The sequence below is a fragment of the Pseudonocardia alaniniphila genome, from assembly GCF_022524485.1.
GTDB classification, from domain to species: Bacteria; Actinomycetota; Actinomycetes; order Mycobacteriales; family Pseudonocardiaceae; genus Pseudonocardia; species Pseudonocardia alaniniphila.
The window spans coordinates 111,164-124,139 of record NZ_JAKXMK010000017.1; the positions used below are offsets into that span (position 1 = coordinate 111,164).

Genomic DNA, 12,976 nt, shown 5'->3' on the forward strand with positions numbered 1-12,976 from the left:
CGTCAGTCGGAGGCGGGCGGATCCAGCACCTTCTGGACGCGTTCGCGCGCTCCGGCCAGCTGCTGCTCACAGCGCCGGGCGAGCGCCTCGCCCCGCTCCCACAGAGCCACCGACTCGTCCAGGCCGAGACCGCCGGTCTCCAAGGTGCGCACCACCTCGGCGAGCTCGTCGCGGGCCTGCTCGTAACCCAGCCCGTCGACGCCAGGCTGTTCGGTCATGTCGTGCTCGCCTTCCTCCTGCGTGGGCGGGCGCTCGGCGGCTTCGCCGTGCCACTGTCCACGGCCTCGTTATCAGCGCCCCCTGCGTGCGTGTGGTCCCCGACGGCGGCGGTGACCGCCCCGTCTGCCACCCGGATCCGCAGCCGATCGCCTGGCCCGACCTCGCTGACCGACCGCAGCACGGGCAGCACCGTCCCCGGATCGGCGCCGTCGGACAACCGCTGCACCACCGCGTAACCGCGCGCCAGCGTGGCGGCCGGCCCGAGTGTGGTCAACCGCGCCCGGACGTGCTCCAGGTCGGCGCTCCTGCGGTCCAGGCCGCGTAGCAGGCACGCCCGGGCAGCCTCGCGCAGCCGCTCCACCTCGGCGGCACGCGCGTCGATGGCCTGCAGTGGGTCGGCCAGCACAGGACGCCCGCGCAAGGCTGTGAGCAGCCGTTCCTCGCGGTCCACCCATCCCGCCAGCGCGCGCCGCGCCCGGTCGCGCAGCCCCGCGATGCGGGCCGTCTCCTCCGCCAGGTCCGGCACGAGCCGCCGCCCGGCCTCGGTGGGCGTGGAGCACCGGACGTCGGCGACGTGGTCGACGAGGGGGGTGTCAGGCTCGTGGCCGATCGCCGACACGACGGGCGTGCGGCAGGCCGCCACCGCGCGGCACAGCGTCTCGTCGGAGAACGGGAGCAGGTCCTCCACGCTGCCGCCGCCCCTGGCCAGCACGATCACGTCGACCTGAGGGTCGCGGTCCAGCGCACCGAGCGCGTCGACGATCTGCGGGACCGCCAGCGCGCCCTGCGTGGCCGTGTGCTCGATCCGGAACCGGACGGACGGCCACCGTGCCGTCGCGTTCGACACGACGTCGTGCTCCGCCGCCGACGCCCGGCCCGTGACGAGGCCGATGCAGCCGGGCAGGAACGGCGGCCGCCGCTTACGCGCCGGGTCGAAGAGGCCCTCGGCGGCCAGCAGCTTGCGCAACCGCTCGATCCGGGCGAGCAGCTCCCCGATGCCGACGGCGCGGATCTCGTCGACTCGCAGGTTCAGCGTGCCGCGGCCCAGGAAGAACGACGGCTTCCCGTGGACGACGACCCGGTTGCCCTCGGCCACCGCGGGCCCGCCGTCCCGGACGAGCCCGATCGGTGCCGTGAGCTGGAGCGACACGTCAGCGGCGGGATCGCGCAGCACCAGGAAGGCGGTGCCGGTGCCGGCACGTGCGGTGACCTGGGCGAGCTGGCCCTCCACCCACACCGCCCCGAGCCGGTCGACCCACTCGGCGATCTTCCTGGCGACCGTGCGGACCGGCCACGGCTGGTCGGCCGAGTTCGGGTGGGTCACCCCTCTTTGACCGTGGTGATCCGGTTGGAGAGCATCGTGACGAACGGTGGCCGGTTGTCGTGGGCCGTCTCCCAGTCCAGGAGCGCCTGCAGGTCCTCCACGGTGAGGTGGCGCAACCGGCCGCGCAGCTGCGGGATCGTCAGGTCCCGGTAGCCGGGCAGGACGTTCGGGCCCGTCGCGGTGTCGTCCGCAGGCGCCGCGTCTGTGGCGGTCTCCGCCGCGACCTCGGCGGCCGTCTGCACGGGTGCCTCGGGCTGGGCCGGATCGGCTGCGAGCGTGACGACGGCGTCGCGCACGGACCGCTGGTGCAGCGTGCTCACCGTGCTCGCGCCGTTGCGCTCCATCGGCTCCTCGTCGTCGAAGACGGCCCATGCCGGCCGCTCCTCGACGGGACGTAGCGTCCCCAGCGCGCGATCGCCCTTGATGGCCAGCTCGGTGACCTTCTGCTGCACGCGCATCGACGCCTGCAGGGCCTGGCTCACGGCGGTGACGGGGAACTCGACAACGAGGCGGGGCAGGTCACGGGCCTGTTCGACGGCTGTGGCGACAAGGCCGGCGGCAAGCCGCACCGGCAGCGGCAGCGGGCTCATGACCCCCAGTCTCCTCTGCCCGGCCGCAGGGAGCAGCCTGGGGGTTTCGGGGGGATGCGTGACGTCTGCGAGAACAGGAGGGGCCCGTAGGCTGGGGCCCATGTCCGGAGCGAACAAGCGCGTCCTGCTGGCCAAGCCGCGCGGATACTGCGCAGGCGTCGACCGGGCCGTCGAGGCCGTGGAGCAGGCGCTCGAACAGTACGGCCCGCCGGTCTACGTCCGGAAGCAGATCGTCCACAACGTGCACGTCGTCGAGACGCTCACCGAGCGCGGCGCGATCTTCGTGGATGACGCCGACGAGGTGCCCGAAGGTGCACTCGTGGTGTTCTCGGCCCACGGTGTGTCCCCTGCGGTCCGCGACCAGGCACGCGAGCGGCAACTGCGCACGATCGACGCCACCTGCCCGCTGGTCACCAAGGTCCACCAGGAAGCCAAGCGCTTCGCCCGCGAGGACTTCGACATCCTGCTCGTCGGCCACCACGGCCACGAGGAGGTGGAGGGCACCTCGGGTGAGGCGCCGGCGAACATCCAGCTCGTCGAGACGGCCGCTGACGTGGCAGGCGTGACCGTGCGGGATCCGGAGCGGGTGGTGTGGCTGTCGCAGACCACGCTGTCGGTCGACGAGACGATGGACACGGTGCGCGCGCTGCGCGAGCGTTTCCCCTCGCTGCAGAACCCGCCGAGCGACGACATCTGCTACGCGACGCAGAACCGCCAGGTCGCCGTGAAGGCGATGGCCGCCCAGTGCGATCTCATGCTGGTGGTGGGGTCGCGCAACTCGTCCAACTCGGTGCGGCTGGTGGAGGTGGCGCTGCAGGCAGGCGCAGGCGCCGCCTACCTCATCGACTACGCCCGGGAGATCGACGAGCGCTGGCTCGAGGGCGTGGGGACGATCGGGCTCACCAGCGGCGCCTCGGTGCCCGAGGTGCTGGTGCGGGGCGTGCTCGACCATCTCGCCGAGCGCGGCTGGGCCTCCGTGGACGAGGTCACGACCGCCGAGGAGACCCTGACGTTCTCGCTGCCCCGCGAGCTGCGCCCCGCCCGCGGCCCGCAGCAGAGCTCCGCCGCGGGCTGACGGGCGGTTCCTCGGGCGCGGTGGCGGCCGGGGCGTCGAGCGGGCGTTGCACGATGAGCCGGACCAGGCCGATGACCAGCACGATGCCGGTGGTCGACGCCATGGTCGGGAACGCGTTGACCAGCGGCGCGCCCACCACGAGCAGCCGCTCGGCCACCCCGGCGCCCGGCTTGGGCGAGCCCGCGAGCAGCACGACGACCGGCACGGCCACGGCCACCAGGAGCGGCGGCTGGACCATCGGCCCGAATAGCCCGTCGCGCCGCACCCACCCGATCGCGAGGACACATCCGGCGATGTAGCAGACGGCGAAGACCATGCCGAGGCTGCCGATGCGGACGAGGTCGCCGATCACGCCGATGGCGGTGAGCGCAGCGCCGACGCCGACCGCCGCGACGGGTGGGATCCCGAGCACACTGGGGATCACCGACCGGTCACTCATCGGCCACCTGCCGCCCGCGCCCCGTTCACCGCGATTGGTCACCTCGTCACGGTAGCTCTGCCCTCCGGACGGCCTTCGCCTGCGGGTCGTTCTCCGCGGGCGAGCTCGTGCAGCGCGACCAGCGAGTCGTCGGCCGAGGCCACCAGCTCGGGCGCGGCCACGGTGCGCGGAGCCCGCTCGACCTGGGCCGGTGCTGCGATCTCGTCGCCGGCGACCTCGAGGTCGGTGAACCTGCGGGCAGTGACCAGCACACGCGCCTCGAGCGAGGACACCGTCTGGTTGTAGCTGGCGACGGCCGAGTCGAGGCTGCGGCCGAGCTTGGCGACGTGGGTGCCCATCGTGGCGAGGCGGCTGTGGAGCTCCTTGCCGAGCTGGTGGACCTGGGCGGCGTTGCGTGCCAGCGCCTCCTGCCGCCAGCTGTAGGCGACGGTGCGCAGCAGGGCGATGAGGGTGGTGGGCGTAGCGACCACGACGTTGTGCGAGAAGGCGTGCTCCAGCAGCGCCGGATCGGACTGCATCGCGGCCTCCAGAAACGGATCGCCCGGCACGAACAGCACGACGAACTCCGGCGACGGCTCGAACGCCGCCCAGTAGCTCTTGGCCGAGAGCGCGTCGACGTGCTGGCGCAGCTGCCGGGCATGGGCGGCGAGACGCTCGCGGTGCACGTCGGGGTCGCGGCTCTCGACGGCCTCGAGGTAGGCCGCGAACGGCACCTTCGCGTCGACCACGATCTGCTTGCCACCGGCCAGGTGCACGACCATGTCCGGCCGGACGCCGCCGTCCTCGCCCTGCCCGGTGACCTGGGTGGAGAAGTCGCAGTGCTCGACCATCCCGGCCAGCTGCACGATCCGCTCCAGCTGCAGCTCACCCCACCGGCCGCGCACCTGGGGCGCGCGCAACGCGTTGACCAGCGCCTTCGTCTCGTGCTGTAGCTGCTCCGAGCTGAGGCGCATGGCGCTGACCTGCTCGCGGAGCCCCGCGTACGCCGACTCGCGCTCCTTCTCGACCGTGCGCAGCTGGCCCTCGACGCGCTGCAACGTGGACGCCACCGGGTCGAGCAGCTGTGCGATTGCCTGGGCGCGGGTGGTGGCGTCGCCCTCGGCCTTGGCGGCGAGAGCCGCGGTGGCCTCCTTGATCCGCCCCTCGGCGAGGGCGACGAACTGCTCGTTGTTGCGGGCGAGCGCGTCGGCCGAGAGCGCCTGGAAGGCCTGCCGGAGCTCGGCGTCGCGCCTGGTGAGAAGCTGCTCGCGCTGCGCCCCCGCCTCGCGCTCGCTCTGCAACGCCGCCAGGGCCGCCGCCGCCTCGGACTCCGCACGGCGCAGCCGTTCGGTGGCCCGTTCGTGCTGCTCGATGAGGTCGTCGAGCCGTTCGAGCAGCCCGGCGCGTTCGGCGCGCAGCCCGGCCGCATCCGCCCGCGCCATCGCGGAGGCATCGGCCGCCGCCCGCCCGGCCTCAGCCGCCGCGATCCGGGAGCGGTAGGTGACGAGGAACCAGACGACGCCCGCGCCGAGCACGGCGCCGACGATCAGGCCGATGAGCAGCACGGAGACGGCGGCGGTGTCCACGGCGATCAGCGTGCACCGGGCCTCCGACGGAAACCGGGCAGACTCGCCGAACCGCGGGTCCAACGAGCGACACGAATCGGTGAACGGTCGAACAGATGGTCGAGCTACTCGCCGGTGAGCATTGTGGAGCCGTAGTGCCGTCAGGCCCCGCGCCCCAACAGCACTACGGCTCCACAACGCTCTCTTCGTGCGGGGTCAGCGGTGGCTCTCGTGGTTCAGCAGCCAGCGCTTTGCTTCCAAGCCCCAGCGGAAGCCGCCTAGGGTGCCGTCGGTGCGCAGCACGCGGTGGCAGGGCACGAACAGCGCCGCTGCGTTGCGCGCGCACGCCGACGCCGCGGCCCGCACGGCGGCGGGGCGGCCGGACTTCGCCGCGTACTCCGTGTACGTGACGGGGGCGCCTGCCGGGATCGTGCGCAGCACGTCCCAGGCGTGCTCGAGGAACTCGCCGGACCGCTGCTTCACCGGCACGTCGTCCACAGCGGACACATCGCCGTCGTGGTAGCGGACGATGGCGTCGCCGACGGCGCCGAGATCGCCTTCTGCCAGCTCGGTGGGCCGCAGTGTCGGGTGGATCTGCGGGACCAGCTCGTCCAGCGACGCCGTCCAGCCGGAGGCGATGACGGCCCCGTCCTCGTCGACGACGGCCGTGAACGGTCCGATGGGGGTGTCCAACGTGGACCAGATGGCGTTCATGAAGTCCTCCGGAGTTTTCGAGTGGTGGCTGTGGGGGTGAGGGCCGAGGCGCGCGTCAGGTGCATCGCGGCATAGGAGCGCCACGGCTTCCAGTTCTCGCCGTGGGCCACGAGCCGTCCGGCGTCGGACGGCAGACCGAGCGCACCGGCCCCGCGGCGCACCGCGAGGTCGGTGGCGAGAAGTTCGTCGGGATCGCCGAGCACGCGGATCGCGAGGTAGCCCGCGGTCCACGGCCCGATGCCGGGCAGGGCGACGAGCGCCGACCGCAGTTCGGCCGGGTCGCGCCCGGCGTCGAGTACGAGGGACCCGTCCGCCATCGCCTCGGCCAGCCCGAGCACGGTCGCGATGCGCGTGGCCGGCCCGGTGAGCACCTCGGCGCCGCGTTCGGCGATCGTGGCGGCCGTCGGGAACAGGAGGTCCGCGGTGTCGGCGGACGGGTCGTCGGCCGCGCCGACGAGCTGGGTGGGCAGCCGCTCGCCCAGCGCCGCGGCCAGCCGGACCGCAGCAGTCCGGGCTGCCGCCACCGACACCTGCTGTCCGAGCACCGCGCGCAGGGCCGTCTCCACGTTGTCGACGCTGCCCGGGAGCCGGATCCCGGGCGTGGTGGCCACGGACGGCGCGAGCGCGGGGTCGGCCCCGAGCAGGGCGTCGACGGCGAGCGGGTCGGCGTCGAGATCGAGCAGGCGGCGGAGACGGGCCACCGCGGGGCCGAGGTCACGCGGATCGCCCAGGCGCACGGTTGCGACGACGTGCTCGGCGCCGGCGGCACGTCGACTGCCGTTGCCGGGCACGGTGGGTTGCAGGTCCAGCGCCACGGTCGCGGCAGCGTGCGGCAGCCGCAGCGTCCGCCGGTACGTCCCGTCCACGACGGACTCGACGCCGGTCAGGGCGCGCGCGGAGAAGAACGACAGCAGGCCGTTGCCGTCGAACGGCGGGCGGTACGGCAGCCGCAGCACGAGCGTCCCGGCCGCGGCAGGTATCGCTCCCCGGCGGCGGCCTGCCTCCGTGCGCAGCGTGGTCGGCGGAACCCCGTAGACCTCGCGCACGGTGTCGTTGAACTGCCGGACGCTGGCGAAGCCTGCCGCGAACGCGATGTCGGCCATCGCGAGCGGCGTGGTCTCGATCAGCAGCCGTGCGGTGTGCGCCCGGTGCGCCCTGGCCAGCGCGAGCGGCCCGGCTCCCAGTTCGGCCGTGAGCACCCGGTTGAGATGACGCTCGGAGTAGCCGAGCCGGGTGGCGAGGCCTACGACCCCCTCGCGCTCGACCACGCCGTCGGCGATCAGCCGCATGGCCCTCGCGGCGAGGTCGGCGCGGATGTTCCAGTCCGGCGAGCCGGGCACGGCGTCGGGCTGGCAGCGGCGGCAGGCGCGGTACCCGCGTTGCTGTGCGGCGCCCGCGGTGGGCAGGAACTCGACGTTGGCCCGCTTCGGCGTCATCGCCGGGCACGACGGCCGGCAGTAGATCCGGGTCGTGCGTACCGCGGTGATGAACTGCCCGTCGAAGCGGGCGTCGCGGGCGGCGACGGCGCGGTAGCAACGTTCCTCATCGAGTAACACGGCGTCGACTCTGCCACCGCAAACGTCCTCGCACTGGCGGGAATCGGACGCGAACGGCAGATGAGAGTCCTCTCATCTCCGTCTCACGTCATGGTCACCTGCGCTGCCCAGCATGGGCGTTGTGCGCCTCCCCCTGACGATCGTGACCACCGTGCTGCTCGTCATCGGTGTCGTGGTCGGCGTGGCCGCGCTGGGTTCGGCGCGGACGGGTGATGGCGAGCCCCTGGACCCGATCACCGTGCAGGCCCCCGCCGCCCCCGATCCGGGCGTGCGCCCACCCGAGCAGCCACCTGCGGACCCTCAGGGCTACGTCGCCCCGCCGCCCCCCGTCCGCGCCGGGGACGACGACGGCCGCGGTGACGACGGGCCTGGCGACGACGGACCGGGCGATGACGATGGGCGCGACGACGGGCGAGGCGACGACGGGCGCGATGACGACGACTGATCGCCCCGCCGAGCTGCGCCCCCGACCCGATCTCGGCGACGATGGACCGCACCGGCGCCCCACCGATCGGGCCGGCGCCCCGGAGGCCACGACGAGGACGCCGATGCCCGCGATGCTCGACCGCACGGACCTCCGGGCCGACGCGGACACCGCTGTGCTGCGCCGAGCCGTTCCCCCGCGGTTGCGCGCGGTGCTGTGGACGGCGCGGACCAGGATCATCGGCTGGGTCCTCCTGCTCGTGCTCGGCGCACTGGCCGTCGTCACGTTCGTGACGTGGCGGCTGCTGATCCAGGCGACAGACGAGCGGATGGAGGACGCGCTTCGGTCCGAAGTGGACGAGTTCGCCGAGCTGACGGCCACCGGGATCAACCCGCGCACCGGCTTGCCGTTCGCGACCGTTGGCGACGTGATCGGGGAAGCGATCGCGTACAACATCGCGCGGCCCAACGAGAAGTTCCTCGGTTATGTCGACGGCGCGTACCGCTCGCAGAGCCGCCAGGAGCCGGGCACACCGGAGGTGCTTGCACGGGACCCGGAGTTCGCGAGCCTGGTGGCCGCCGTGCCGGAGCCGCGGGACGGGCGCTACGAGAGCCCGGTGGCGGGGGAGGTGCGCTACCTCGCGATCCCGGTCTCGCTCGAGGGTGACCCGTCGCGCGGTGTGATCGTGGCCGCCTACCTCGCCGACGCCGAACGCGCGGGTGCCGACAGCGCCGCCCGGCTCATGCTGCTGGTCGGAAGCATCACGCTCCTCGGCGCGGCGGCGGGAGCCTGGCTGGTCGCCGGGCGCATCCTGCGCCCGCTGCGTGACGTCGCCGCGACCGCTCGCACGATCACCGACACCGACCTGTCCGGGCGCATCCCCGACCCCGGCGAGCGTGACGAGCTCGGCGACCTGGTGCGCACGGTCAACGCCATGCTCGACCGCGTCGAGATGGGAGTGGCGGCGCAGCGCCGGTTCGTCGACGACGCCGGCCACGAGCTGCGCACGCCGATCACGATCGTGCGCGGGCACCTCGAGGTGCTGGATCCCGCCGATCCTTCCGACGTCGCCTCGACGATCGCGCTGGTCGACGACGAGCTTGGCCGGATGAACCGGATGGTGTCGGACCTGCTGCTGCTCGCGCGCTCGGAGCAGCCGGCGTTTCTGCAGCTCGAACGGGTGGCCGTCGGGGAGCTCACCGAGGACGCGTTCGAGAAGGTCGCGCGGCTGGGCGAGCGGGAGTTCGTGCTGGAGACCGTCGCCCGGGTCGACGCCGTGCTCGACCCGCAGCGGATCACGCAGGCGATCGTCGCTCTCGCCGACAACGCGTGCCGCTACACGCGTCCCGGCGACCGGATCGCGATCGGTTCGCAGCTCGCGGGCGGCCTGCTGCGGTTCTGGGTCTCGGACACCGGACCGGGCATCACCGCCGCCGACCGGGCACGGATCTTCGAGCGGTTCGCCCGCGGCGCAGCGGCGGGCCCCCGGTCCGACGGCGCCGGTCTGGGCCTGTCGATCGTCCGGGCCATCGCCGTGGCGCACGGCGGCCAGGTGCTGCTGGACAGCGTGCCCGGAGCGGGCGCCACGTTCACCGTCGTGGTGCCACCGGTCCCGCACCCGGTGGCGTCGTGAGCGAGCTTGTGAGCTCACCATCCGGCGCAGCAGTCCCGTGGACGCGGCCGACGGGCGTCAGCGGGGAGGGCTCGTGAGCGAGCTTGTGAGCTCACCATCCGGCGCAGCAGCCCCGCGAACGCGGCCGACGAGCCTTAGCGAGGAGGACTCGTGAGCCGCATCCTGATCGCCGAGGACGAGCCGCGCATCGCCGCGTTCGTGGAGAAGGGGCTGTCGGCCAACGGCTTCGCCGTGACGGTCGTCGGCGACGGCCCGTCGGCCTACGACTACGCGATGACCGGTGGGTTCGACCTGATGGTGCTCGACATCGGCCTACCGGGAATGGACGGTTTCGCGGTGCTGCGCAAGCTGCGGGCCGAGCGTTGCCCGATGCCCGTGATCGTCCTGACCGCGCGTGACAGCGTGCAGGACACGGTCGCCGGGCTGGAGGGCGGCGCCGACGACTACATGCCCAAACCGTTCCGCTTCGAGGAGCTGCTGGCCCGGGTGCGGCTGCGGCTCGCGACCGACCGGACCGCCGAACCCACGGTGCTCACGCACGGCGGGCTCCAGCTCGACCTGCGCACCCGCCGGGCGCGGGTGGGTGGGCGCACGGTGGATCTGTCTGCCCGCGAGTTCGCGATGACGGAGACGTTCCTGCGGCACCCCGGGCAGGTGCTCTCCCGTGAGCAGCTGCTCAGCCACGTGTGGGGCTACGACTTCGACCCGGGCTCGAACGTGGTGGACGTCTACGTCCGCTACCTGCGGCGGAAGCTCGGTGCCGAGCGGATCGTGACGGTACGGGGGATGGGTTACCGGCTCGACGGCTGAGGCGTCACCTGGTGCAGATCTCGCCGTGCACGCGCCCGCTGTCGCACGCCGCCCGGAACTGGGCCGCCCACCGGCGGAAGGTCTCGTCGCCACGGTCTGCACCCGACCTGGAGTCGGCCTGGTGCTCGTCGTCTTCCCGGTCCGCGGCGGCCCTGGCGGCCTGCGCCCTCGCTGCTTCGGCCGCCGCTGCGGCCTGCCGGCGTTCGGCGATGATCGCGTTGACCCGGTCGCGGGCCGGGGCCAGGGCGAGACCTGCGATCTGCGCGCCCGTCACGGGGGGCACGATGGCCGGCGCACCAGTGGCGCCGACGGGGGTGGGGGCCGCGGCATGGCTGTCGAAGTCGGGCACCTTCACCGCCGCGTATGCGCTGGGGGGCGCCAGTGTGAGGACTGCGCTGCTACCGGCGGCCAGGACCCCGATCACCGAGTTCGCGAGCATCACCCGGGACGAGAAAGCCACGATTTCCCCCATTACACGCCGACCAGATCCATCTGGACCATCGACGCAGAGCGACGGGTGTTAGCCAATACCACCCGAACGGGTGACACCGGTGAGGAGTCCGCCTCCCCCACACGCCAGGCCGCCGACGACCGGGAGTCGCTCGCAGGTGCCCAGCACGGGACGGGTGATCCCGTCGATCAGCCTGCCGACGGTGCGGCGCTCGTCGTCGTCGGTCCGGGGGATGACGACGATCTTGCGCAGACGCTCCTCGACGCGGCGCGCATCGTCGAGGGAGGGCTTGCGGGCAGCCGTGCTCCGCTCCGGCTTCTTGCGCTCGGCCGACTCGGATTCAGCAGCCCGGGGCTTGGCCGGGGCGGAGGCCTTCGCAGTGGGCCTCTGGGGTGCAGGTTCGGCCCGGCGCGACGGTGCGTCTGCCTCGGACCGGACGGCAGGCTTGCGCAGCACCACGTCCTGCTGCTGCCGCTTCACGCTTCTGTTCACGCGCTCGGTGGCGGCGGAAGCCCGCTGCTCGACGGCTTCGACCACTGGTGCTGCGACCGGCGCGGGCGCGGCCACTGCTGGGGCCGGCGCCTCGGCAGCCGCGGCAGGTGCGGCGGCGGCCCTCGGGCTGGGCTTCGGGGCGGCGACCGCCTGCGTGGCGGCCGCAGGCGTGGGGGACGGCGTGGCCAGGGTGAACACCGCACCCCCGCTCGCGACCACGGCGGCCCCGACGGCGGCGGCGAGCAGGATCCTGATGGTCGAACGCACGGGCTGCCTCCGCGGGTCGGCCGGCTCCGGAGGGCCGAACACGGTCCGTATCTGGTCTAGCTCATCTGGGTGAGCGGCACTCTACCGAACGGCCGACCCCACCGCGATGCTCTTGTGGCGGCATCGCGAGTGCAGCACCAAGGCTCCGATCAGCAGCGCCACGACCACCAGCGGCACCGCCCCGACCTGGGTCAGCACGTGCGGCCCGACCTGGTTTCCCAGCAGGACGAGGGTCGCGGCCCACGCGGTGCCCGTGATCATCAGCGGTGGTCCGGCGATCCGGTACGGCACTCCCGCCCCGCCGGCGACCCGTGGCATGAGCGGTCGGGCCGCAGCAGCCCAGTGCCCGCTGGCGAGTAGGGCGGCCGTCGCCACCGTCCCGCGGCCCGCGAGCCATCGGTGCGCCCGGGCCGTGCCGGCCCGGATCACGCGTCGATGGCGGCCGTCCCCGTCCAGTGCCGGTACTCCGCGGCCGGATCGGCCCCGCCACCATCCGATATGGGCGCCGGTGACCGTGGCTGCGGCCGAGATCGCGATCGCGGGCACCAGCGCGTCGGGGCGGATGTGCGACCACAGCCCGAGCGCGACCAGCAGCGTCGTGCCCGGCAGGGCGACGCCGACGAGGGTGCCGCTCTCGACCACCAGCACGATCGCCGCGACGACGAGGACCGCCGCTGCCGGCCAGTTCGCGACCGTGTCGAGCAGCGCCGTCAGCACGCCCGGGGGCCGCGGCAGACGAAGAGCCTCGACGGTGGCACGTTGCGCCATACCGGCTCCGTCGCGACGACCTCCCCGAATGTGGCCTCCAGGCTGCGTCGCAGCTCACGCACCCGCGTCGGCAGCGCGGTCAGGGTCGTGATGGTGGTGAAGACGCCGCTGGGGGCGAGGGTGGCCGCGATCCCGGCGAGCATCTCGCGTTGCTGCTGCGGAGGCACCAGCGTCCACGGCAGCGACGAGACGATCGCGTCCACGGGCCCGACGCCGGCATTCGCGAGCAGTGCCGGGAGGTCCGCGGCGTCACCCTGCAGCACGTGCAGCCACGGCATCCGATGCCGCAGGTGCGCGACCAGTTCGGCGTCCAGTTCGACGGCGAGGTACCTGGCGCCGGGGGCAAGCCTGGCGCTGATCGCGGGGGCGAGGGCTCCGGTGCCCGCGCCCAGCTCCACCACGGTCGGCGCGCCCGTCGCCGGCAGCACCGCTGCGATCGCCGCCGCGAGTGTGGGGCCGGTCGGGGCGGGCGCCCCGATCAGGGCGGGCCTGCGCAGCGCGCGGCGCAGGAAGGTGCGGTGGTCGGTCCATGCGGTCATGGCGATCACACTCGCGCCGCCGGGGCCACAGAACCATGTGGCTGGACCGCCTGTGCGTGGGCGGGCCGGCCCGACAGTGGAAGGTGGGTCCAGCCCTACTGCACGTGCCGTCCGTGATCGGCCAGACTGGC

15 protein-coding genes are annotated in these 12,976 nt (G+C 73.5%); 4 read left to right on the top strand and 11 right to left on the bottom strand.

The features are described from left to right. Positions 1 to 2: 2 nt before the first annotated feature. Genes MMF94_RS20710 through MMF94_RS20720 form a run of 3 tightly spaced genes read right to left on the bottom strand, consistent with a single transcriptional unit; the run spans position 3 to position 2,133 of the window. Positions 3 to 218: an exodeoxyribonuclease VII small subunit gene (locus MMF94_RS20710; RefSeq protein WP_241038761.1), complete on the bottom strand. Its 216-nt coding sequence runs from the start codon at positions 216 to 218 to the stop codon at positions 3 to 5. Continuing rightward, entirely contained in the window at positions 215 to 1,543 is a 1,329-nt protein-coding gene (gene xseA / locus MMF94_RS20715) for an exodeoxyribonuclease VII large subunit (RefSeq protein ID WP_241038762.1), read from the bottom strand. Before xseA ends, MMF94_RS20710 begins: the two co-directional genes overlap by 4 nt. Continuing rightward, positions 1,540 to 2,133 (bottom strand): lipid droplet-associated protein, encoded by a 594-nt coding sequence (locus MMF94_RS20720; protein WP_241038763.1) that lies wholly within the window; start codon positions 2,131 to 2,133, stop codon positions 1,540 to 1,542. Before MMF94_RS20720 ends, xseA begins: the two co-directional genes overlap by 4 nt. A gap of 100 nt (positions 2,134 to 2,233) precedes the next feature. On the opposite strand from MMF94_RS20720, the gene MMF94_RS20725 reads away from it, so the two are divergent. Then, positions 2,234 to 3,208 (top strand): 4-hydroxy-3-methylbut-2-enyl diphosphate reductase, encoded by a 975-nt coding sequence (locus tag MMF94_RS20725; RefSeq protein ID WP_241038764.1) that lies wholly within the window; start codon positions 2,234 to 2,236, stop codon positions 3,206 to 3,208. On the opposite strand, the gene MMF94_RS20730 is transcribed toward MMF94_RS20725, so the two are convergent. The 4 genes from MMF94_RS20730 to MMF94_RS20745 all read right to left on the bottom strand — a co-directional run bounded on the left by MMF94_RS20730 (position 3,120) and on the right by MMF94_RS20745 (position 7,461). After that, positions 3,120 to 3,689 carry a DUF6542 domain-containing protein gene (locus MMF94_RS20730; protein WP_241038765.1) on the bottom strand — a complete coding sequence of 190 codons (570 nt, stop codon included), beginning with the start codon at positions 3,687 to 3,689 and terminating at the stop codon, positions 3,120 to 3,122. The genes MMF94_RS20725 and MMF94_RS20730 overlap by 89 nt on opposite strands. Further along, the gene (locus MMF94_RS20735; RefSeq protein WP_241038766.1) at positions 3,686 to 5,212 is read right to left on the bottom strand and encodes a DNA recombination protein RmuC; all 1,527 of its coding nucleotides are present in this window, start codon (positions 5,210 to 5,212) and stop codon (positions 3,686 to 3,688) included. Before MMF94_RS20735 ends, MMF94_RS20730 begins: the two co-directional genes overlap by 4 nt. 195 nt (positions 5,213 to 5,407) lie before the next feature. Next, the gene (locus tag MMF94_RS20740; protein WP_241038767.1) at positions 5,408 to 5,905 is read right to left on the bottom strand and encodes a methylated-DNA--[protein]-cysteine S-methyltransferase; all 498 of its coding nucleotides are present in this window, start codon (positions 5,903 to 5,905) and stop codon (positions 5,408 to 5,410) included. Next, a complete protein-coding gene (locus MMF94_RS20745) occupies positions 5,902 to 7,461 on the bottom strand; it encodes a DNA-3-methyladenine glycosylase 2 family protein (RefSeq protein ID WP_241038768.1) in 1,560 nt (519 codons plus the stop codon). The genes MMF94_RS20740 and MMF94_RS20745 overlap by 4 nt, the downstream gene beginning before the upstream one ends. Before the next feature lie 112 nt (positions 7,462 to 7,573). Between MMF94_RS20745 and MMF94_RS20750 the strand changes: the two genes are divergently transcribed. From MMF94_RS20750 to MMF94_RS20760, 3 genes are all read left to right on the top strand, one after another. Then, positions 7,574 to 7,906, top strand: coding sequence for a hypothetical protein (locus MMF94_RS20750; protein WP_241038769.1), 333 nt, complete (start codon positions 7,574 to 7,576; stop codon positions 7,904 to 7,906). After that, a complete protein-coding gene (locus MMF94_RS20755; protein WP_241038770.1) occupies positions 7,893 to 9,518 on the top strand; it encodes a sensor histidine kinase in 1,626 nt (541 codons plus the stop codon). The genes MMF94_RS20750 and MMF94_RS20755 overlap by 14 nt, the downstream gene beginning before the upstream one ends. A gap of 150 nt (positions 9,519 to 9,668) precedes the next feature. After that, on the top strand, positions 9,669 to 10,328 hold the full coding sequence (locus MMF94_RS20760) for a response regulator transcription factor (protein ID WP_241038771.1): 660 nt from the start codon (positions 9,669 to 9,671) through the stop codon (positions 10,326 to 10,328). A gap of 4 nt (positions 10,329 to 10,332) precedes the next feature. Here MMF94_RS20760 and MMF94_RS20765 read toward each other — a convergent pair whose 3' ends face one another. From MMF94_RS20765 to MMF94_RS20780, 4 genes are all read right to left on the bottom strand, one after another. Beyond that, the gene (locus MMF94_RS20765; RefSeq protein ID WP_241038772.1) at positions 10,333 to 10,788 is read right to left on the bottom strand and encodes a hypothetical protein; all 456 of its coding nucleotides are present in this window, start codon (positions 10,786 to 10,788) and stop codon (positions 10,333 to 10,335) included. A 60-nt stretch (positions 10,789 to 10,848) separates the two neighbouring features. Beyond that, the gene (locus MMF94_RS20770; RefSeq protein ID WP_241038773.1) at positions 10,849 to 11,538 is read right to left on the bottom strand and encodes a hypothetical protein; all 690 of its coding nucleotides are present in this window, start codon (positions 11,536 to 11,538) and stop codon (positions 10,849 to 10,851) included. A gap of 81 nt (positions 11,539 to 11,619) precedes the next feature. After that, positions 11,620 to 12,306, bottom strand: a complete 687-nt coding sequence (locus MMF94_RS20775; RefSeq protein ID WP_241038774.1) for a DedA family protein — start codon at positions 12,304 to 12,306, stop codon at positions 11,620 to 11,622. Then, the gene (locus MMF94_RS20780; protein WP_241038775.1) at positions 12,249 to 12,845 is read right to left on the bottom strand and encodes a class I SAM-dependent methyltransferase; all 597 of its coding nucleotides are present in this window, start codon (positions 12,843 to 12,845) and stop codon (positions 12,249 to 12,251) included. The genes MMF94_RS20775 and MMF94_RS20780 overlap by 58 nt, the downstream gene beginning before the upstream one ends. Between the last annotated feature and the right edge of the window lie 131 nt (positions 12,846 to 12,976).